Origin of the sequence: Streptococcus sp. 20925_1_22 (genome assembly GCF_041431685.1) — a bacterium.
Taxonomy (GTDB): Bacteria; Bacillota; Bacilli; order Lactobacillales; family Streptococcaceae; genus Streptococcus.
The window spans coordinates 260,717-282,709 of the sequence record NZ_JAPVYE010000004.1 but is presented as its reverse complement, the minus strand read 5'-3'; the positions used below and the strand labels follow the sequence as shown (position 1 = coordinate 282,709).

The window sequence follows — 21,993 nt, the reverse complement described above, 5'->3', positions numbered from 1 at the left end:
GACTCCATTGTGGAAGTCGTCTTTATTTAGCAATAGTCTAAAAATTTCTCACATGGCATTCATCAAATTATTACTCTTTCTTTCTAAAGGTTAACAGACCGGCCAAGAAAGCAAGGAAGCCACCTAAAAGTGCCAGTAGGGAAGCGCTTGTTCCTGTTTTTGGCAAGGTTTTTTCTGTTTTGTTATTCGCTTCTTTTACTGCTGAATCCTGAGATTTTTGCGCATCCAAGGATAAAGCTTGAGGCTGAACGCTGACCACAGAAGGAGCAGACTGCTGCTCTTCTTGAGCTGTTGGAGCTTGGGATTTTTCTTCCTGAGCTGGGGTCACTTTTCGAAGTCGCAAAATAGTCGCGGTCAGCGGAGCTAGGGCTAAACCATTGCTGTTTCTGGTGACACCTTCCGGGTCAGAAATGGCCGTCACTCCTGCCGTATTGCCATCTGCTACAACCTCTGCACCTGCTAGATGCTTGTAGGCTTCACCAAAGTTGAATTGTCGTTCCTTGGTGTCTGCATTGACAAAGACTGCATAAATATCGCCATTTGACGCAACCACTTGGTAACCGAGAACAAGGTCTTCTTTCTCAACACCATCTTTGCCAGGCTGGGTGATGAGGCTTACATTTTGCTCCACTTCATCTTTGGAGCTGCGGGTAAAGGCATCTGTTGATTTCCGCAAGGCAATCAAGCCTTTCATATAGGCACGACTCTTGGCATTTTCAGGGAACTTCTCTGAATCAGTCGCCTTAGTCCAGTCAAAGTGGTTGACCGCGTCGCTCGAATCATAAGAATCATGAATGAAGTACGGATAGTCAAACGGCGTGCCGTCTTCATTAGTCAACAAATGCGCTTTGTTTGGAACCTTGTCTTCTGAGACAGGATATTTATAGGCAGGATCACGGAATTGCTTGGTCCGGCCGTATTCTTGACCAGAGTGGATAAATGGTGTCCCTTGCGAAGTCAGAATCATCAGATTTCCCAGACGCAGGCGGCGATGAATCTCTTGATAGTTGGCAACCACTGCCGGATCTTTCTTGATTGACTGGGCAATGATGTCAAAGAGCGTCAGATTATCATGGGCTGCGATATATTGGATCACATCCCCTGGGCTATCCGCCTCAAAATTGGTTGGCTGCGCCTTGATGTTTTTGAAGACATTTTCCACACTGCGTTTGCCACCGGTGATAAAGGCTGGTGTTCCCTCATTTGGATAACCTGATTTCAAGGTATTGCGAATATCATCTGAGAAGACCGCTACCGTGTCTGTTGACTTCATCCAAGACTGGTCAGCCGGCTGGACAGCTTTATTTTCATCACCTGCATAAGTCTTCCAGCCCTCACCCAGCATAATGAGATTTGGGTTGAGCTTCTTGGCTTCTTCAAAGGCTTTTTGGATGGACTCAGCATCGTGGTCTCCCATCATATCAAAGCGGAAGCCATCTACCTTGTACTGCTCTGTCAGGTACTTGATCGAATCCACCAAGACCCGTCTGCTCATATAGTGAGTAGTACCCAAGCGACCGCCGCCAAAGCTGGATCTCGGTGTACCATCCGCATCCATAAAGTGGTAGTAATTGGGCTCCAAATCTTCAAAGATAGAGGTCTTAGCCGTATGATTATAGACCACATCCAGGATAACGCCCATACCCCGCTTATGAATTTCGTTGACAAGATTTTTGAATTCCTCAATGCGCTTGGCTGGATCTGTTGGCGCGCTGGAGTACATACCTGTCAGCGAGAAGTAGTTTTGCGGGTCATAGCCCCAGTTATAGTTGCTGTTGCTGGAAGCGTACTTGTCCATACGCTCAGCATTTTTCAGCTCATTTACAAAGTAATAACTTAGAACTGGCAAGAGCTGAACGTGGGTCACTCCCAAGTCTTTCAAATAATCTAATTTCTCAATGAAAGCTGAGAAAGTTCCAAATTGAGATTTCAAATCCTTTGAGATAACTGGATCTGAAGTAAAATCACGAACGTGTGCCTCATAAATCAAAGCATCTTCCCGCTTCTTAAAGTTCGGTATAGTAGCATAGGTCAGGTCTTTCGGTCCATATTCACTTGGATCTACAAAGGCTGCCTTGGCAATCTTGTAGGCATCCCCCTTGTCCGCATCTTCACTGTTCCAAGCAGCTAAAGACTTGGCATAGGGATCCAGCACAAGAACCTTTTTGCCACCGCGAGTAATCTCATAATGATAGAAATACCCTCGATAGTCTGAAATACCTAGGCCGCTCTCAGGTGTCAAGCTGCTGGTCCATGTGCCAGACTCCCCTTTCTGCATAGCCAGGCGACCAACAACCTTATTCTGATTTTCTTTGTCATAGACTACCAAATCAACTTGGTCCGCACTCGGTGACCAGAAGGTTACATCTACTTGTTTGCCCGCTTGAGAAACACGCGCTCCCAACTCACCATCATACTTGTAAATACTATCTTTTAGCTGCCAGCTCATGCTAGTTTTAAATTGGTCATTGCCATATTTGATAAGGTAAGGTGACTGGGCTTGGTTAAAATCACCGATGAATTTGGCACTTTTGGTCTTAGGATCCAGAACCACATCTTTAACAGCAACTTCATGGCCATCTTTGTCTGTAATCTTTAAGTTCTTTAAAATGTCCTCTTTTTTAGCACTCTCTAAGGTAGAAAAGCTGGCTTCAATCTCGGTCAATCCTACATGCTGGGCACCCGTCATACGAATATCATTGACAAAGTAAGGGTTGGTATAAACTGTCGGATCCGCATCACGCAAGAAAATCTGGCTGTTTTTCTCCAAATTAGCGAAATTATAATCCTGATTTTGAATCTTCACATCATCTCCTGATTTACTTTCGTCTAGAAGCAAAAAGCCAATCATCTTAGCAGCATCTTTCAAGGGAACATCTACATAGCGACCGTATTTCCCAGTATTTTCAAAATCCACTCCATCAGGCCAATTCTTGCTTGGATTTTGGACATCTCCCCAGAGCCAGAGTGACTTCTTATCATACTGGCCATCTGTACGATAGTAGTTGATCCGGACCATCCCTTTTTTCAAAGGCTCATAAGTATGAGGTTGATAGTCCGTATCAAACCAAACCTCATTCATTTGCGGGCTGAGCAGTTCAACTGTCTTATCACCTGTAATATTTTGCCCAGCTGTATTATTGATTAAAAGGCTAATCTTGCTTCGTTTTTCGGCCATCTTGACATCAAGATAATAGCCGTAGTCATCTTCTTTAGCAGTCGCAAAACTAGTCGCTCCAGTCGGCCAACCACCCTTTTGGCTAGAAGGCGTCTCTACATCATCCCAAGTCCACAGGCCCAAGCTGTCTAGATTTTGTGAAGGCAAGGTTTTGAAATGAAAGCGAATATTGCCTTCTTCGATAGTGTCTTTCGCCGAAGCCTGCGGCTGACTAACTGGTTCTTGCTTGTCTTTTTCACTTGGATTTGCTGCTTCTTGATCAGCTGCTTCTGAACCCGCACTAGCTGGAGCTTGATCTGCTAGCACACCAGTTGGAGCCGCCTGCTCTGAAGCCCCCACTCCTGAACTATCTGCCTCTCCAGTTTTTTCTTCATTTGCTGAATTAGGTTGGGCTGCTGCATTTGCATCAGAGACTGCTTCTGTTGCTGGGCTGGCCGATATGCTCGCTTCATCCGCTTGGACTAATTGGGCATTTCCCAGTAGAAAACCTGAGGCAATAACAACAGAGGCTACTCCTACTTTTAAGCGACGGATGCCAAAATAATGACGCTTTTCGCCCATCCGAGACTGTAGGTGATAGTTATTTTTCATAAACAGAAAACTCCTTTTTTTTCTTATAGAGAACATCTATGCAAACGTTTTCTGTATTTATTATACCGATTCTTTTTCAAGTTGTAAAGGCTTTCAAGAAGAGTTTTTCTCACTCAGATACTTCATGCTCTCTGGGCGGATTTTGATGATTCGATAAACTATTTGCGATTCAAACGACAATTGACAAGCAAAAAAGCCAAGACACTTGTCTCGACCTTTATTTTATTCAACGATAAATTGACTCAAAATCCCATTGATGAACTTACTGGACTTTTCGTCAGAGAATTGCTTGGAAAGCTCGATGGCTTCGTTGACTGCTACCAACTGTGGGGTATCAAACTCTGTAATCTCAAAGATACCCAGACGCAGGATATTTTTCTCTACCAACGTCAGACGATCTACTGTCCAGCCCTTTTTGAGGTGCTGGGCAATTTTCTTGTCCAAGTCGTCCTTGGACTGGACCACACCAGATACCAGATTGAGCAAGAAGGCTGGAATATCAGCTTCCTCTGCTTTGTCAGTCTCTTCGTCCTTATCATAAGAATAGGCAAAGCGACAAGCTTCTACAAGATCCCCTTCATACTCTAGGCTCATCAGGGCCTGAAAAGCCCGCTGGCGCAGATCTCTTCTGGATTCCAACAGTATATCAGTCATTGAGGAAGTCCTCGTCAAATAGATCTTTCAAGTCTGGTTTCGGTGCTTTTTCTGGAACAATGCCTGCCACATGGATATTGACAGCAGACAGCTCTACCTCAGCCATGTCAAAAACAGCACTTTTTACAGCCTTCTGAATCGCTACTGCAACAGTCGGAACGCTGACACCGTATTCCAAATACAGGTAGATGTCTACAGTCACATCACCTGTCTCATCTGTATGGAGCGATACTCCACGACCAAGTGAGCGCATAGAAAGGCTGTCTGACATACTCTTATTTGCGAAGGAATAAACGCCTTCTACCTTTGCCGTTGCAATGGCAATGATTTTTTCCAAAACACGTGGCGCAATGACGATTTCACCTAATTGTTCAGCTGCCATAGTTATTACCTCTTCTATATTATGCGCGAGAAACGTAAGTTCCTTCTGCTGTGTTGATGATTAATTTTTGTCCAACTTCGATGAAGTCTGGTACGTTGACAACAAGACCTGTCTCAAGTGTTGCTGGCTTACCAGATCCGGTAACAGTAGCTCCCTTGATAGATGGCTGAGTATCTGTAACGACCAATTCAACTGTTGTTGGTACTGTCACACCAATCACTTCTGTTCCGTAAAACTGGATTTTCACATCAGAGTTTTCAAGGATGAATTTCAATTCTTCTTCTACGTTGACTACTGGAATTTCATATTGATCATAAGTCTCAGTATTCATGAAATAAGCAGTGTCATCCATCTGGTACAAGTATTGAGCTGGAACAGTTTCAATAATGGCTTGTTCAAATTTTTCTTCTGGGCGGTAGCTGGTATCAAATGTAGAACCAGTACGAACATCACGCAATTTCATACGCATAATCGTATTTCCCTTACCTGGCTTGTGGTGGCTCGCTTCCAAAACGCGGATGAGTTTTCCATCAGCTGTTTCGAAGGTCATCCCAGCTTTCAGCTTACTTGCTTCAATCATTCTATATTACCTCTTTTTAAAATTATATTTCTACTTATTCTATCATAAAGCCTGATAATTCTCAAATAACAATCAACTCTTTCGGTGCAAGAGTTAGGACTTCGCAGCCTGTTTCTGTGATGAGGAGATCGTCTTCGATGCGGACACCGTATTTACCGTCCAGATAAATACCTGGCTCATCGGTCAGGACCATGCCGGCCTCAATCGGCTCTTCTGACTTGCCGAAGTAAGGAATCTCATGGATGTCCAGGCCGATACCGTGACCAATCCCATGGCTAAAGTAAGGACCGTAGCCAGCATCGTTAATAATCTGGCGCGGAATCCGGTCAAAATCAATCCGGCTAAGCCCAGCCTTGGCTGCTTCTATCAGGGCTTGATTGCTGCGCAGAACAATATCATAAATCTCCCGCTCCTCGTCCGTCACCTGTCCCACATGAACAGTCCGCGTCATATCACTGACATAGTGATTGTAGTAGCAGCCAAAGTCCATGGTCAGGGTTTCCCCTTTTTGAATGACCTTGTCACTAGCCACACCATGCGGCATAGCAGAGCGGTAACCCGAAGCGATGATGAAGTCAAAAGAGGCACCTGAAGCACCTAGCTGGCGCATACGGGCATCTAAAAAGTTCATAACAGCCAGCTCTGTCGTCTCACCAGGCTTGATAAAATCCAGCACATCTAGGAAGGCTTGATCCGAAATCTGACAGGCCTTGCGAATGGTCTCGATTTCTTGCTCATCTTTAATCATGCGCAGATTTTCAATAAAGGCTGTCATGGGAACCAACTGGTAGGCCGAGAAGACACTTTCCAGCATCTTGAAGGAAGCATAGGAAATTTCATCGTCAAAACCGATTTTTTGCAGCTTATCGCCCGCAATAATCTTGACAATCTCCCCAATCGCGTCGCGCGTTTCGACAATATCAAAACCTTGGACAACTCCCTTGGCAATCAGCGTATAGCGTGCATCCGTCAGAAAAATCCGACGATTCTTGCTGATGAAAACCGTCGCTTCTGTCCCGCTGAAACCAGTCAGATAGTAAATATTTTTCAGATTGGTTACTAAAACAGCATCGCAGTCTGTCTGAGCCAATGCTGCTTCAAACTTTTCAACTCTTGATAACATGAGCCACCTCCATGAAATAACTAAGCTTATTATATCAAAAAACAAGTCAAATAGGACATTTTTTTGACAAACCTTATCTAGGGCTTAGAATCCGACGAGCATTCTCTGACACAAAAAATCCCTGTTTTTAATATCAAACAGGGATTTGATGAATTATTTTACGTGCAGCTTGCCTTTCAAATATTGACCGGTATAGCTGGCTGGATTAGCTGCGACTTCTTCCGGTGTCCCCGTCGCAATAATCGTACCGCCACCGACACCGCCTTCCGGTCCCAAATCAATGATATGGTCAGCTGTCTTGATGACATCCAGATTGTGCTCGATAACGAGGACTGTATTGCCATCGTCCACAAAGCGAGATAGCACTTGAAGGAGCTTGGCGATGTCTTCAGAATGCAGACCCGTGGTCGGCTCATCCAAGATATAGAAGGACTTACCAGTAGAGCGCTTGTGAAGCTCGCTGGCCAGCTTCATCCGCTGGGCTTCACCACCTGACAAAGTGGTGGCTGGCTGCCCCAGAGTCACATAGCCCAGCCCTACGTCCTTGATAGTCTGGAGTTTGCGGGCAATCTTGGGAATATGCTGGAAGAATTCTACCGCATCATTGACCGTCATGTCCAGAACCTGAGCGATATTCTTCTCCTTGTAATGAACCTCTAAAGTCTCGCTATTATAGCGAGTCCCGTGGCAGACCTCGCAGGCCACATAGACGTCAGGTAGGAAGTGCATTTCAATCTTGATAATTCCATCACCCGAGCAGGCCTCACAGCGACCGCCCTTGACATTAAAGCTGAAACGGCCCTTCTTGTAGCCGCGAATCTTGGCTTCATTGGTCTTGGCAAACAGATCGCGAATATCGTCAAAGACTCCAGTATAGGTAGCCGGATTAGAGCGCGGTGTTCGGCCAATCGGACTTTGGTCAATATCAATCAGTCGATCCACATGCTCAATGCCGCTGATTTTCTTGAACTTACCTGGCTTGGCAGAGTTGCGGTTGAGTTTCTGGGCAATGGCCTTTTTGAGAATAGAGTTGACCAGCGTTGACTTACCGGATCCAGAAACTCCTGTCACAGCGATGAATTTGCCCAAGGGGAATCTGGCCGTGATATTCTGCAGATTATTTTCCTGAGCCCCTGTCACTTCAATAAAGCGGCCATTGCCTACACGGCGTTCCAATGGTACTGGAATCTCGCGCTTACCTGACAGGTATTGGCCAGTGATGGATTTTTTGCTCTTAGCCACTTGCGCAGGAGTGCCTGCTGCAACGATTTCACCGCCGAAAACACCAGCTCCTGGTCCCACATCAATCAGCCAGTCAGCCTCCCGCATGGTGTCCTCATCGTGCTCAACCACGATAAGGGTATTTCCCAGGTCGCGCATCTTCTTGAGGCTGGCAATCAGGCGGTCATTATCACGCTGGTGCAAGCCAATAGAGGGCTCGTCCAGGATATAGAGAACGCCACTTAGATTGGAACCAATCTGAGTCGCCAAGCGAATCCGCTGACTCTCACCTCCCGATAAAGTCCCAGCCGAGCGAGACAAAGTCAGGTAATTAAGGCCAACGTTATTAAGGAAGGTCAGTCTATCATGAATTTCTTTAAGAATAGGCTGCGCAATCGTAGCTTCATTGTCAGTCAAGCTAAGCTTATCCAACTGAAGCAAATGATCAGCAATCGACAAATCTGAAATCTCACCGATATGCAAGCCAGCTTCGCCGCCAACCTTGACAGACAAGGCCTGAGGGCTGAGTCGATAACCGTGACAAGCCGCACAAGTCAGCTCATTCATATAAGCCCGCATCTGCGTCCGAGTAAAATCACTATTGGTTTCATGGTAGCGGCGGTTGATATTGGTGACAACCCCCTCAAAAGGAATGTCAATATCGCGCACACCGCCAAATTCATTTTCATAATGAAAATGGAACTCTCGTCCATCTGAGCCAAAGAAAATCAGCTGCTTTTCTTCCTCCGTCAGCTCCTCAAATGGCTTGTCCATATCAATGCCAAAGGCAATCATCGCCTGCTCCAGCATCTGTGGATAGTAGTTGGAGGAGATGGGATTCCAAGGCGCTAGCGCTCCTTCGCGCAAGGTCTTGCCAGCTTCTGGCACAACCACATCTAGATCCACCTCCAGCTTAACCCCCAGACCATCACAGTCCGGACAGGAGCCAAAAGGCTCATTGAAAGAGAAGAGACGTGGCTCTAGCTCTGGCACTGTAAAGCCACAAACAGGGCAGGCATAGTGTTCAGAAAAAAGCAGCTCTTGACCGTCCATGGTATCAATCACCACATAGCCCTCAGCAATCCGCAGAGCAGCTTCGACTGAGTCAAAGAGGCGGCTGCGCACCCCTTCTTTGATAACAATTCTGTCTACCACAACCTCAATATCATGCTGCTTGCTCTTAGAAAGCTCTGGCACTTCCGTCACATCGTAAATATCGCCATCCACCCGCACACGGACATAACCGTCCTTCTGAATCTTATCAAAAACGGTCTTATGCTGACCCTTTTTCTTGCGGATGACCGGCGCTAATATCTGCAGCCGCTGACGCTCTGGCAATTCCAAGACCTTGTCAACAATCTGCTCGACAGACGAAGCCTTAATAGCTCCATGACCGTTGATACAGTATGGCGTTCCAACACGAGCATAGAGCAGGCGCAGGTAGTCATTGATTTCAGTGGCAGTTCCTACTGTTGAGCGCGGATTTTTACTAGTCGTCTTCTGGTCGATGGAAATAGCCGGGCTGAGACCATCAATCGAGTCCACATCCGGCTTTTCCATATTGCCCAAAAACTGCCGAGCATAGGCCGACAGACTCTCCACATAGCGGCGCTGCCCCTCAGCATATAGGGTATCAAAAGCCAGACTGGACTTGCCCGAACCGGACAGCCCCGTCACCACGACTAGCTTGTCCCGCGGAATTTCTACATCAATATTTTTTAAATTATGAGCTCGCGCTCCGTGAATCACAATTTTATCTTGCATTTTGACCTCGTTTCACTTATAAACCTTCTCCATTATAACAAATTTTTCTGCAAACTTTTGCCCCAAAAACCCGAATTTGTAGTATAATAGTACGGTATGCAAAAAAACACTCTGGAAAGGAAAATGATTATGAAGCAAGTCTTTTTATCAACTACGACAGAATTCAAAGAGATTGATTCGCTCGAATCAGGCACCTGGATCAATCTTGTCAACCCTTCCCAGAGTGAATCAATCGAAATCGCCAACGCCTTTGGTATTGACATCGCAGACCTGCGAGCACCGCTAGATGCAGAAGAAATGTCCCGACTTACGATCGAGGATGAGTATACACTGATCATCGTTGACGTGCCCATCACTGAGGAGCGGAATAACCAGACTTACTATGTCACGATCCCCCTTGGTATTATCATCACGGAAGAGGCTATTATCACCACTTGTTTGGAAAAATTACCTCTGCTGGACATCTTCATTCACAGGCGCCTGCGCAACTTCTATACTTTTATGAAGTCACGTTTCATCTTTCAGATTCTCTACCACAATGCCGAGCTGTATCTGACAGCCCTGCGCTCCATTGACCGCAAGAGTGAGCAGATTGAAAGTCAACTGCACAAGTCCACGCGAAATGAAGAACTGATTGAGCTTATGGAGTTGGAAAAGACCATCGTCTATTTCAAGGCCTCTCTCAAAACAAATGAGCGCGTGATTAAGAAGCTGACCAGCTCCACCAGCAATATCAAGAAATACCTAGAAGACGAGGACTTGCTGGAAGATACCTTGATTGAGACCCAACAGGCCATTGAGATGGCTGATATCTACGGCAACATCCTCCACAGTATGACAGAGACCTTTGCCTCTATCATTTCTAATAACCAGAACAATATCATGAAAGCCTTGGCTCTGGTGACCATCGTCATGTCTATCCCAACCATGATTTTCTCGGCCTATGGGATGAACTTCAAAAATAACGAACTGCCTCTCAACGGTGAACCACATGCCTTCTGGATTATCATGTTCATCGCCTTTGCCATGAGTGCTTCGGTCATGGCCTATCTCATGCACAAAAAACTATTTTAACCTTTAGAAAGAAGACCTATGTCACAAGTATCCCTCGACAAACTCAGCAAAAAAAACAAAGAATTTATCCATATCGCGACTAACCAGCTCTTACAAGACGGCAAATCCGATCAGGAAATCCAGACCATATTAGAAGGCATTCTGCCGGAAATCCTGGAAAACCAAACCAAGGGTATCACAGCCCGCGGCCTCTACGGAGCCCCAACTACTTGGGCAGCTTCTCTGACTGCAAAAGAGCGCTATGATGCCGAACATCCAAAAGAAAATGACGATCCTAAATGGATGATGCTGGACTCCGTCCTCTTTATCTTTGGTTTCTTTACCCTCCTGACCTCAATCGTCAATCTAGCTTCCTCTCAACCGTCTGTCTATGGGCTGACGACTCTCGTACTCGGAAGCATCGTCGGTGGCCTTTCTTTCTATGCCCTCTACCACTTTATCTACCGTTTCTACGGACCAGACAAAGACCGCAGCCAGCGCCCTAAGCTGCTCAAATCCATCCTGACCATGGCAGCGGCTATTCTCCTCTGGAGCATGTCCATCGTCCTGACTAGTCTCCTGCCTGAGTTCCTAAACCCCCGCCTGTCCAATATCGTAGTTGCTATTGTCGGCGCTATCGCCCTAGCCCTGCGCTTCTATCTCAAAAAACGCTTCAACATCAAGAGCGCGACTATGGGGCCAGGCAGATAAACGATAAAAAGAGGTTCGTTTGAGCCTCTTTTATTATGATATTTTGAACTTTTCCAAATCTATAATTTGATCGGCGCATTCAATAACTTGTTTTCGGTGAGATATCTGGATAATCAATGCTTGTGATTTTCTCTTATTTAAAAGATCCAATACTCTCCTCTCGTTAAATTGATCCAAAGACGATGTTGCTTCATCAAGAATAAGTATTTTCCTGTCTTCCAAAAGAGCTCTTGCAAGAGCCAAACGTTGCAATTGACCGCCAGAAAGTCTATTCTTATCTATGATTATCTCATTTAATTGATTACCACAATCTAACTCTTGCCACAAGCCTACATCATTCAGCACACTCCTGATTTTCTCATCCGAATATTCTTTCCCCATTTTTAAATTACTTATCAAACTATAACCATCAATGAAAAAAGTCTCCTGACTAACGTAACTTACTGAATTGTACCATTCTGCTATAGCAATATCTTTTAAATCAATATCTCCTATAAAAATCTTCCCGCTATTTATATCATAAACTTTCAACAATTGCTTGATAAAACTTGTCTTACCAACTCCACTAGGCCCTATAATTACTGCAATTTCCCCCAATTTTATATCCAGATTAATATGCTCTAGTAATCTAAAATCATCTATCTCTAAAGAGACATCCTCATATCTAATATTTTCTAAAGAAAATTCTCTAGCACTCACACTAAAATCCTGAGAATTTTCCGAGAAATTTTTCATAAGCTCAATTATATTAGTTAAAGCTCCTTTTTCTGCAGCAAAATTTCCAAGAGAGGTTGAAATAGCTAAAGTCGTTGGAACCAATTGATATAAATACATCATGAAAGAAATAAAAGTACCGACTGACAGAAGTCCTATTTTAATTTCGTAAAAACCTAAACTGAAGACCAAGACTATCAATGATAATAACAAACAATTGATTAAAGGCGCTAAAATAACACGATATTTTACCCCTTTTAAAGCATAATCATATAAGCGTTTATTTTCTAATTTTACATAACTAACGAAGGTACTCGTTGAATCACTAATTTTTATACTCAACAAAAAATTTAGAAGCTGAGACAATCTGTTATTTAGTATTGCAAGTTGATTCCGGAAACTATCAGCTAAGATTGCAAGTTTTTTGCCTATAAATTTAATAATAATTATTATACATATTGCAAAAACAATAACCAGTGATGTCAACTTCCAATCCATCACAAACAGCATGACAACTGCTCCTATCCACGATACAACATTTACAACGAAGCTTGGTAAAGTTGAAGAAATTACCTCTCCCAATATTTCAGTATCATTCACAACATGATTCACTGTTTCGTTAGTATTATAATCTTGAGCAACTCTTATTCTTAGATGTTCAATTCCATCAATTAACTTGGTTCTCAATTCGTAGACAGACTTTTCTCCCACTATCTCAATAATAGCATTACCAATTGTACCTAATAGTACATTCAGCGAGAATAAAAGAACTAAAATAGATACTTTTGAGTATTGAAATTGGCCTTTTACAAATTCATTAAAAAGTTCTCTTACAATTAGAGGAATCAGAATATTTACAGCAACTGAAAGCAGAAGTATAAATATTCCAATTCCTAAAAAATTACGATGAACGATATATCTATATAGAGACTTCATTATTATTCTTTTGACTCTTTTCTAGCATGTTTAACTATGATAAACACCAGCGAAGTAAGAATTATCTGAGTAATCAATGTTGATACTATACTTCCTACACTGGGAGAAAATGCGATGCCTGACTGATCGGTTTTTAGTATCTCTTGCCAAGGAAATAGCAAGCTATAGGGCAAAACTATCAAAGTAGCAATTATGGCTGAGGCTAAAATATTAAACACTGAAAATTTATTACTAATAGACTGGATGAAACGTCCCCCAACAAGCGCTAAAACGACCAAAGGTAACATTGTAGTTAGAACAACTAAAATACCTGCGCTTAGAGATAACCTAAAAACATAAGTAACTATCATTTCTAAAGTTAGGGCAGTTAAAATAAAATAATCAAATTTTTTCATTGTTTCTCTCCTTATTTAGATAAAGCAAACATAACTGTATCATAAACAAAATGCACAACAATACAGGAACTATATAAATGTGTATACCGATGTATCAAAGACAAGCCGATTCCTAATGGAAGCCTAATGAAAAGATTGCTAAAAAAATCAAAAGACTGATGACCTAAAAAAGCAAATAAACAAGCTTGAATAATAATGACCCAAACAAAATCAAATTCTTTTTTCAAATGAAACTCTACCAACCCTCTGAATAATAACTCTTCCGCAATAGAAGTTATTAAAAAAATTGATAAAAGCGTATACAATTGCTCCCTAGGATATTTATCAATGACATGTATAAGAACTATAAATGATACAAAGAAAGTGAAAAATATTAACAAAGCGTTCAATGGGCTCTTTTGCTTAAATTTGGAGGATCTTAAAAAATTTTCCCTATAAATACAATAATATAGGTAAAATACTATTAGAAATGCCAAAAGCAAACAGACTCTCGTAGACAAAAACAACATATCCACTGAAAGTTTATTACTGGCTATTATCAGGATAAGCAAGCTTCCAAACATTGACAACAGTAAGACTAGAACGACAAGACCCGCCGCTACTAAAACGTTTTCTAGTTTTCTTTTTGCCATCTTTTTACCTCAATAAATTCAGGACATTCTTTCTTGAAGCTGATACCGCTGGAAAATAGGTAAAAATAAAACAAATCACCGAAGGAACCAAGACAGCTGTGAGGATATTATCCCTTGTTACGATTAAACGAACCCCCATAGAATTTCCCAAAAGCTGACTAATGACAAGTACAAAAACCACTGAGATAAATGAGGAAATAAAAGCCAAAAATAATCCTTCAACGATAAATTGGTTGCGAATACTGGATTTTTTTGCCCCAAATGCTCTCCTGAGACCAATTTCACTCTTTCTTCCTGCGACAGATGAATAGGTTGCACTCATGACTCCAAAGCCTGCAACAATTAGAGAAATCCCAGCAACTCCGGCAATCAAATTAGTCGCTAGAGAGGTTGTTCGATTGATTTGACCTACCACTTGATGAAGATCTTCAATCTCATAGACACCCTTCTTTTTTGAGGAACCATAGCGTTCTAAATACTTGAGGACTTGCTTTTCAGCCTTGCTTTTACTTCCTCTATATTTGATTTTTGCTTGGTTAAAATGATTTCTGTAGCTAGTATTCCTAAGAAACATTTTCTCCGTCACTAATAAATCCGGTGTCTCCTCACTTCCCTGATAGACAGCACTTATCTTGTAGTAATCCCCACCTATTGAAACGAGTTCTCCCTCACTACTAGTTGTAGGAAACAGTTTTTTCGAAGCCGTGTCCTTAATAGCAATTTCATTTCCGTTTGATTGCTGAATCTCGCTTAGGGCTTTCCCACTAATAACTTTAATATCATTATTCTTCTCATTATATTTTGATGAGAGTTGATCATAATTCACAACGCTTCCATCCATACTCCTATCTCCAAGGAGGTGAACAGAAACTGTGTTGAGCTGAGGATTAATTGAGAGTTCTACATTTTGAATATTAGCAAATCCCATCAATCTCTGTCTATCATTCTCAGTAAATCCAGCCCCATCCTTATAATTTGTACAATTAATAGTAAAGGTCTTCCGTCCTCCAGTGACCGAATTTAACTGTTGAACAATCGACTGGCCTACTCCATTTCCTAGGCTAAGCACAAGCAAGAGACTCACAACTCCTATAACCAAGGATCCTATCGTCAGTAACGACTGCCTTTTATTAGCACTCAAGGATTTAAACAGACTCTTTAAAAGAAAGGTAAGTCTCATCTCTTTTCTCCCTTCAGTCTTCTGTCAATACTCCGTCAACAATGTGCAGAGTCCTGTCCGCTGTAGATGCAGCTTCCAAGGAGTGGGTAACCATAATAACTGTTTTACCAGTCTGATTAATCTTTTTCAAAATGCTGAGAATCTTCTGCGACATCTTTGAATCTAAGGCACCCGTCGGTTCATCAGCAATAATTATTTCTGGATTATTAACCAAAGCCCTAGCAATAGCTATCCGTTGTTGCTGACCTCCGGATAGATTAGTCGGGTATTCATTTATTTTTTCTTCCAACTCTACCATAGCCAGCAAGTCTCTAATATGCCGATCAGACATATCCCCAAAAGGACTATAGATAAGCGGTAACTGGATATTTTCCTTTACAGTATATTTTGATAAAAGTTTAAAATTTTGGAAAATAAAGCCGATACTTCTATTACGAATTTTTGAAATCTTTTCATCTGAAAATTTACTGACTAATTTATCATTAAAATAATACTTTCCAGAATACTCAGAATCCAACATTCCAATAATATTGATTAAAGTTGATTTCCCAGAACCAGATGGCCCCACTATAGAAACAAACTCCCCGGCCTCTATTTTCAAAGAGATATTATTTAAAATCCGTTGTTTAGCATCTCCATTTTTATAAAAAATATCCTTATTAATGAGCTCTAAATGAATCATGATTTATGTTCCTTTAAAAGTGTTCCAACAGGGACCTCGCTAAGCGGTGCATAATAGACACCACCTCTTTGAACCAAGCTTGGCTTAAACTTTTCCCATGCTTTTGCATCTGGTTTTTTCATATAGAGAAAGCCTGAGGATATGTACTTTTCGGGGATAACAACTTCTTTATACTTAACATATATATTAAAATGCTGCCCTATATGAAGACCATTACTCTGAATTTCAAATCCGTATCTGGAGACATCTTCCCCTCCTTCACGAGGTAAAAGTCCAACCCAACTTATATGACTTTGAAAAGCCTGACTACCATCTAAACTCTTCACAGTCACTTCCATATCCTGATTAATCAAGCCATTATCTAGTTCTGAAAAAGAAGACAAAATGTATTGTTCATCGCTGATAATGGCAAATTTTTTATTTTCATCAACAGTAAATGTACCATCAATAGGAGCCACATAGCCCGTATTATAAATCTGCTGCCATTTTGTAACGTGCTGGCCATTAACAACAAGCAGGCGACTCATTTCTGCATCCTCAAGCTCCTGAACTTTTCTGGCCTTTACCACTCCATCTAAAATCAAATCCTCTTGTGCTTCTACCTTAAAATAACGCGGTTTATTTTCTTGAACATTTGATTGTTGGTTATTATAGTTATTTACAAAGACTAACAGGCCAGAAAATAAAAGAACCAAAATAATAGAAAGTAATATTTTGATTTTCATTAGAAATACCTCCATCATTATTAAAGTTGATTATAAGCCTCGTCAGTTTTTAAAAGTAAGAAAAATTTTACAAACTATAGCAGGAAGGACTTCATCTCATATTAAAATATTATTATATTAAAATATCAAATAGTTTTACGTAGTTCTTTAATATACTGTTTAAAAGAAATAGTTGCAAAACCAACAGAAATTGTAACTGTTGCCAAAAGTTTTTCCAAGTCGAAGCGGAACATAATTTCACCTTCTTTATTAAATATTTGAATTTAAATTTTTTGAAACAAGATAAATGAAAGCCCTTCCCACTAATAACCTCATTGTAATCCTATATTAAAATAATGTCAACTATTTATGTGCAATTATTTACATATTTTAATTTAGCTATTTTAATTATTTTTAAATATTTTAATTAACCCGCGTAATTTAATTAAATAACATTTTATCTTTTTTCATAGAATTTTGGACTCCTATATCATTTTCCCTAGCGCTATTAACTCGTAAAGGGCTCTAAACTAGCTTCAACATTCCCTATCTCATCAATCTAGCCCTGCGCTTCTATCTCAAAAAACGCTTCAATATCAAGAGCGCAACTATGGGGCCGACGAGATATTAACCAGCAAATCAAATAAATAATAAAAAGACAGCTTAATTTTGGCTGTCTTTTCATTGTGTTCTCTTCACTCCTCTAGCATCTAAAAAATCCCTGCCAAAGGCAGGGAATCTAATTAGTCTTCATTTACGAAAGGCATCAAAGCCATTACGCGAGCGCGTTTGATAGCTGTTGTTACTTTACGTTGGTTTTTAGCTGAAGTTCCTGTTACGCGACGAGGAAGGATTTTCCCACGTTCTGAAACGAAACGGCTAAGAAGCTCAGTATCTTTGTAATCAACATATTCAATTTTGTTCGCTGCGATGTAATCAACTTTTTTACGGCGTTTGAATCCGCCACGACGTTGTTGAGCCATGTGTTTTCTCCTTTATATTATAGTTAGATTCAATCCTTAGAAAGGTAGATCGTCGTCTGAGATATCCATCGGGTTAGAATTGCCAAATGGGCTCTCATCACGAGAAAAGTTCGGTACTTGGTTAGACGAGTCTGCACTGCCATAACTTGGAGCAGAGCTGCCGCCGAAGCTGTTCCCACCGTATCCGCCAGATGACTGACCTTCACGGTTAGAGCGGCTTTCCAGGAGTTGGAAATTGTCCGCAACAACTTCTGTGACATAGACACGCTGGCCTTGCTGATTCTCGTAGTTACGCGTTTGAATACGGCCTGTAATTCCGATCAGGGCTCCTTTTTTAGCCCAGTTTGCAAGATTTTCTGCCTGCTGGCGCCAGATGACAACATTGATAAAATCTGCTTCTCGCTCGCCACTTTGATTTTTAAAGTTGCGATTGACAGCTAGAGTAAATGTTGCGACCGCTTGGTTCTGCGGAGTATAGCGAAGCTCGGCATCACGGGTCATGCGACCCACCAGTACAACGTTATTAATCATAGTCTACCTTCTTAAGCGTCAAGTTTGACGATCATGTGACGAAGAATGTCAGCGTTGATTTTTGAAAGACGGTCAAACTCTTTAAGAGCTGCATCGTCGTTTGCTTCAACGTTAACGATGTGGTAAAGTCCTTCACGGAAATCTTGGATTTCGTATGCAAGACGACGTTTTTCCCAGTCTTTTGATTCAACAACAGTTGCACCATTGTCAGTCAAGATAGAGTCAAAGCGTGCTACCAAAGCGTTTTTAGCTTCTTCTTCAATGTTTGGACGAATAATATAAAGAATTTCGTATTTAGCCATTGATTTTTCCTCCTTTTGGTCTAATGACCCCGAGACTTTGCAAGGGGTAAGTGAGGTTTGCTCACAAATAATTATTATAGCAGACTTCCAGCAGAATGGCAAGGGAAAGTTTTGATATAAAGAAAACTCTCTCTGTCACCAGAGAGAGTCCGAAAAATACGATTCGTTTTTAGAGAGTCTAGACAATTCTTCCTTGATCTACGACCAGTTTTCCAGCCTTGTAAACCTGATGGGTCAGGTTGGTCGCAAAGAAATAAAGTGGATAGTCGATATTCTTAGCGTCTAGGATGGTAATGTCAGCCTGCTTGCCAGTGTCAAAGCTGCCAATCTTATCTTGGCGGTTAACTGAGTAGGCCGCATTGATGGTCACCGCGTTAAGGACTTCGATCGGTGTCAGACGCATCATAAAGCAGCCCAGCTGCATAACGAACTGCAGGTTAGCAGTTGGACAGGAGCCTGGATTGCTGTCGGTAGTCAGAGTGATAGCCATACCAGCTTCCAGCATCTTGCGGGCTGGTGCATAGGTATCTTCCATCAGACTGAAGGTAGTTGCTGGTAGGAGATTCCCGATAACCTTGGCTTGTGCCATCTTGCGAATGCCCTCATCAGTTGCTACCATCAAGTGCTCTGCACTAGTTGCTCCCAGTTCAGCTGCTACATCTACTCCACCGATAGACTCGATTTCATCAGCATGGATGCGGAGCTTGAAGCCCATTTCCTTAGCCTTAGAAAGCAAGTAGCGTGACTCGTCAGCTGTAAAGACGCCTTTTTCACAGAAAATATCACAGAACTCAGCTAGATTTTCTGCCTTTACCCGAGGTAGCATTTCCTCGACGATGAGCTCCAGATATTCCTGAGAGCGTCCCTTGTATTCTGGTGGAACGGCGTGGGCAGCCATAAAGGTCGAAACCAAATCAATATCGTGGTCACGGTCTAAAGCCCCAACGACATCCAGCTGGCGCTTCTCTGTTTCCCAGTCCAAACCATAGCCACTCTTGGCCTCAACAGTCGTCACCCCATGTAGCAGCATATAGTCCAGCAGTCTCTTAGACTTATCATAGAGAGTATCAAAAGAAGCTTCTCGCGTCGCCCGGACCGTACTGAGAATACCGCCGCCTTGGGCAAGAATTTCCAGATAAGGGACCCCGGCTAATTTCTTAGCAAATTCATGCTCCCGGCTGCCGCCGTAGACCAAGTGAGTGTGACAGTCGATCAAGCCAGGTGTGGCAATCTTGCCTTCATAAGACTGAATCTTAGTATCTGGTCCAATCAGACTGGCATCCGGCTCTCCGCTGCCAACTGCTAGGATTTTGCCGTCTTTGACTGCAATGTAGCCGTCCTCCAAGACCTGAGCTTCCTTCATCTCCTCGCCAAAAAGGGGATGGCCGAGGTCCTTGGGACAGAAGACTTGATTAAAGTGAGTTAATAGTAAATCAGCAGTCATGCTTGTTCCTCCATTTCATTTTCCGACATATTTGCTTTTCATCATAATACACTATCGTCAAATTATAGTCAAAAGCTTGTAAAAGATAGGAGCTCCGCTTTTTTTACTGTTTTTGTCATTTTCTTGACTCTTTATGGACGGAAGTCTTATAGAATGTAGGAGAAAGATATTTTACACTTGACTAAAAGGAGGATTTTTCATGTCATACTTTAGCGAAAATGAAATTGCAGCAGCAATGACCGTCAAATTAGACGATGTACTGCCTGAAAAAACAGTTTTCCAAGAAGGCATCCGTCGCGCACCTGATCGGGGCTTCCGTTTGACTCAAGCTCAAACCGAAATTGCTCTTAAAAATGCCCTTCGCTATATTCCAAAGAGATTCCATGAGGAAGTGATTCCAGAATTTCTGGAAGAACTGAAAACTCGCGGACGGATTTATGGCTACCGCTGGCGTCCAAAAGAACGCATCTACGGCAAACCAATTGATGAGTATAAAGGGAACTGTACTGCAGCCAAAGCTATGCAGGTCATGATTGACAACAACCTGAGCTTTGAAATCGCCCTTTATCCTTATGAATTGGTTACTTATGGGGAAACTGGATCTGTCTGCGCTAACTGGATGCAGTACAACCTCATCATGAAATACTTGGAAATCATGACCGACCATCAAACCTTGGTCGTGGAATCTGGCCACCCACTCGGACTCTTCAAATCTAAACCAGAAGCACCTCGTGTTATCATCACCAACGGCCTCTTGGTCGGTGAGTACGACAACATGAAGGACTGGGAAATTGCAGAAGAAATGGGCGTGACCAACTATGGTCAAATGACAGCCGGCGGCTGGATGTACATCGGCCCTCAAGGTATCGTCCATGGTACTTTCAACACCCTCCTCAATGCTGGACGCTTGAAACTGGGTGTAGCTGATGATGGCGACCTGACAAGCAAACTCTTCATCTCTTCTGGTCTGGGCGGCATGAGTGGAGCTCAAGGGAAAGCAGCCGAAATTGCTAAAGCTGTAGCAATCGTGGCAGAAGTAGACTATTCTCGGATTGAAACTCGTCACTCCCAAGGATGGATTAGCCAGTTAGCCGAAAGTCCAAAAGAAGCAATCGACTTAGCTCAGAAAGCTCTGGAAGCTGGCGAATCAACTTCCATTGCCTATCATGGTAACATCGTAGACCTCTTAGAATATGTCAACGAGAACAATATCCATGTAGATTTGCTGTCTGACCAAACTTCTTGCCACAATGTCTATGACGGCGGCTACTGTCCAGCTGGTATCAGCTTTGAAGAGCGGACTCGCCTCCTAGCTGAAGACAAGGAAACCTTTGCTAAGTTGGTTGACGAAACCTTGGAACGTCATTTCAAGGCAATCAAGACCTTGACTAACAATGGCACTTACTTCTTTGACTACGGAAATGCCTTTATGAAGGCAGTCTATGACTCTGGCATCAAGGAAATTTCTAAGAACGGCTTTGACGACAAAGACGGCTTCATCTGGCCATCTTATGTAGAAGATATCATGGGGCCTATGCTCTTTGACTATGGTTATGGTCCTTTCCGTTGGGTATGTCTGAGCGGTAAGCACGAAGACCTAGTCGCTACTGACCACGCAGCTATGGAAGTCATCGACCCTAACCGCCGCTATCAAGACCGCGACAACTACAACTGGATCCGCGATGCAGAAAAGAACCAGTTGGTTGTTGGAACTCAGGCTCGCATTCTCTACCAAGACTGTATGGGCCGTGTCAATATCGCCCTCAAGTTCAATGAATTAGTACGCGAAGGCAAGATTGGTCCTGTCATGATTGGCCGTGACCACCACGACGTATCTGGTACGGACTCTCCATTCCGTGAAACTTCTAATATCAAGGACGGTTCTAATGTTACTTGCGACATGGCGGTTCAATGTTACGCTGGTAATGCAGCTCGCGGTATGAGTCTGGTAGCTCTCCACAACGGTGGCGGAACTGGTATCGGTAAGTCTATCAACGGTGGCTTTGGCTTGGTACTGGACGGCAGCGAACGCATCGATGAAATCATCAAATCTGCTATCGCTTGGGATACAATCGGCGGAGTGGCACGTCGTAACTGGGCTCGCAATGAGCATGCTATTGAGACAGCTATCGAATACAACCGTCTCCATGAAGGAACAGACCACATTACGATTCCATTCCTGACTGACGAAGATTTAGTCAAAGAATCTGTTAAGAAATTGTTCTAATAGGAA

19 protein-coding genes and 1 pseudogene are annotated in these 21,993 nt (G+C 42.6%); 4 read left to right on the top strand and 16 right to left on the bottom strand.

Features of this window, described 5'->3' with window-relative positions; all coding sequences use genetic code 11:
* Positions 1 to 70 precede the first annotated feature (70 nt).
* From O3621_RS07360 to uvrA, 6 genes are all read right to left on the bottom strand, one after another.
* Positions 71 to 3,769: a pullulanase gene (locus O3621_RS07360; RefSeq protein ID WP_371514002.1), complete on the bottom strand. Its 3,699-nt coding sequence runs from the start codon at positions 3,767 to 3,769 to the stop codon at positions 71 to 73.
* 222 nt (positions 3,770 to 3,991) lie between these two features.
* Positions 3,992 to 4,423, bottom strand: coding sequence for a transcription antitermination factor NusB (nusB, locus tag O3621_RS07355; RefSeq protein ID WP_371514001.1), 432 nt, complete (start codon positions 4,421 to 4,423; stop codon positions 3,992 to 3,994).
* Positions 4,416 to 4,805 (bottom strand): Asp23/Gls24 family envelope stress response protein, encoded by a 390-nt coding sequence (locus tag O3621_RS07350; protein WP_002896484.1) that lies wholly within the window; start codon positions 4,803 to 4,805, stop codon positions 4,416 to 4,418. Before O3621_RS07350 ends, nusB begins: the two co-directional genes overlap by 8 nt.
* Before the next feature lie 19 nt (positions 4,806 to 4,824).
* Positions 4,825 to 5,385 carry an elongation factor P gene (gene efp, locus O3621_RS07345; RefSeq protein WP_002896485.1) on the bottom strand — a complete coding sequence of 187 codons (561 nt, stop codon included), beginning with the start codon at positions 5,383 to 5,385 and terminating at the stop codon, positions 4,825 to 4,827.
* A 61-nt stretch (positions 5,386 to 5,446) separates the two neighbouring features.
* Positions 5,447 to 6,508 (bottom strand): M24 family metallopeptidase, encoded by a 1,062-nt coding sequence (locus tag O3621_RS07340; RefSeq protein WP_371514000.1) that lies wholly within the window; start codon positions 6,506 to 6,508, stop codon positions 5,447 to 5,449.
* 153 nt (positions 6,509 to 6,661) lie between these two features.
* Entirely contained in the window at positions 6,662 to 9,493 is a 2,832-nt protein-coding gene (gene uvrA / locus O3621_RS07335; protein ID WP_371513999.1) for an excinuclease ABC subunit UvrA, read from the bottom strand.
* A gap of 129 nt (positions 9,494 to 9,622) precedes the next feature.
* Between uvrA and O3621_RS07330 the strand changes: the two genes are divergently transcribed.
* A complete protein-coding gene (locus O3621_RS07330; RefSeq protein WP_032912532.1) occupies positions 9,623 to 10,567 on the top strand; it encodes a magnesium transporter CorA family protein in 945 nt (314 codons plus the stop codon).
* An 18-nt stretch (positions 10,568 to 10,585) separates the two neighbouring features.
* Positions 10,586 to 11,257: a DUF1129 domain-containing protein gene (locus O3621_RS07325; RefSeq protein WP_125331258.1), complete on the top strand. Its 672-nt coding sequence runs from the start codon at positions 10,586 to 10,588 to the stop codon at positions 11,255 to 11,257.
* 33 nt (positions 11,258 to 11,290) lie between these two features.
* Here the strand turns inward: O3621_RS07325 and O3621_RS07320 are convergent, their stop codons facing one another.
* From O3621_RS07320 to O3621_RS07295, 6 genes are read right to left on the bottom strand one after another with little or no spacing between them, the layout of a single operon-like run.
* The gene (locus O3621_RS07320) at positions 11,291 to 12,907 is read right to left on the bottom strand and encodes an ABC transporter ATP-binding protein (RefSeq protein ID WP_126435898.1); all 1,617 of its coding nucleotides are present in this window, start codon (positions 12,905 to 12,907) and stop codon (positions 11,291 to 11,293) included.
* A 2-nt stretch (positions 12,908 to 12,909) separates the two neighbouring features.
* The gene (locus tag O3621_RS07315) at positions 12,910 to 13,302 is read right to left on the bottom strand and encodes a hypothetical protein (RefSeq protein ID WP_125332809.1); all 393 of its coding nucleotides are present in this window, start codon (positions 13,300 to 13,302) and stop codon (positions 12,910 to 12,912) included.
* 11 nt (positions 13,303 to 13,313) lie between these two features.
* Positions 13,314 to 13,934, bottom strand: coding sequence for a CPBP family intramembrane glutamic endopeptidase (locus O3621_RS07310; RefSeq protein WP_125356086.1), 621 nt, complete (start codon positions 13,932 to 13,934; stop codon positions 13,314 to 13,316).
* 4 nt (positions 13,935 to 13,938) lie between these two features.
* Positions 13,939 to 15,114: an ABC transporter permease gene (locus tag O3621_RS07305; protein WP_125332047.1), complete on the bottom strand. Its 1,176-nt coding sequence runs from the start codon at positions 15,112 to 15,114 to the stop codon at positions 13,939 to 13,941.
* A gap of 13 nt (positions 15,115 to 15,127) precedes the next feature.
* Positions 15,128 to 15,796 (bottom strand): ABC transporter ATP-binding protein, encoded by a 669-nt coding sequence (locus O3621_RS07300; RefSeq protein WP_125356085.1) that lies wholly within the window; start codon positions 15,794 to 15,796, stop codon positions 15,128 to 15,130.
* A complete protein-coding gene (locus tag O3621_RS07295) occupies positions 15,793 to 16,521 on the bottom strand; it encodes a hypothetical protein (protein ID WP_125332043.1) in 729 nt (242 codons plus the stop codon). Before O3621_RS07295 ends, O3621_RS07300 begins: the two co-directional genes overlap by 4 nt.
* A 532-nt stretch (positions 16,522 to 17,053) precedes the next feature.
* Between O3621_RS07295 and O3621_RS07290 the strand changes: the two are divergent.
* A pseudogene (locus O3621_RS07290) lies at positions 17,054 to 17,131 on the top strand (DUF1129 domain-containing protein); the annotation flags it as partial.
* 112 nt (positions 17,132 to 17,243) lie between these two features.
* On the opposite strand, the gene rpsR reads toward O3621_RS07290, so the two are convergent.
* The 4 genes from rpsR to hutI all read right to left on the bottom strand — a co-directional run bounded on the left by rpsR (position 17,244) and on the right by hutI (position 19,760).
* Positions 17,244 to 17,483, bottom strand: a complete 240-nt coding sequence (gene rpsR / locus O3621_RS07285) for a 30S ribosomal protein S18 (RefSeq protein WP_000068664.1) — start codon at positions 17,481 to 17,483, stop codon at positions 17,244 to 17,246.
* Between the two features lie 36 nt (positions 17,484 to 17,519).
* Positions 17,520 to 18,014 carry a single-stranded DNA-binding protein gene (locus tag O3621_RS07280; protein WP_002896496.1) on the bottom strand — a complete coding sequence of 165 codons (495 nt, stop codon included), beginning with the start codon at positions 18,012 to 18,014 and terminating at the stop codon, positions 17,520 to 17,522.
* Positions 18,015 to 18,025: 11 nt separating this feature from the next.
* A complete protein-coding gene (gene rpsF, locus O3621_RS07275) occupies positions 18,026 to 18,316 on the bottom strand; it encodes a 30S ribosomal protein S6 (RefSeq protein ID WP_002896497.1) in 291 nt (96 codons plus the stop codon).
* A 178-nt stretch (positions 18,317 to 18,494) separates the two neighbouring features.
* Entirely contained in the window at positions 18,495 to 19,760 is a 1,266-nt protein-coding gene (gene hutI, locus O3621_RS07270; protein ID WP_125356084.1) for an imidazolonepropionase, read from the bottom strand.
* Positions 19,761 to 19,959: 199 nt separating this feature from the next.
* Here hutI and O3621_RS07265 point away from each other — a divergent pair, with 199 nt between their 5' ends.
* Positions 19,960 to 21,987: a urocanate hydratase gene (locus O3621_RS07265; protein WP_125332039.1), complete on the top strand. Its 2,028-nt coding sequence runs from the start codon at positions 19,960 to 19,962 to the stop codon at positions 21,985 to 21,987.
* The last annotated feature ends 6 nt before the right edge of the window (positions 21,988 to 21,993 follow it).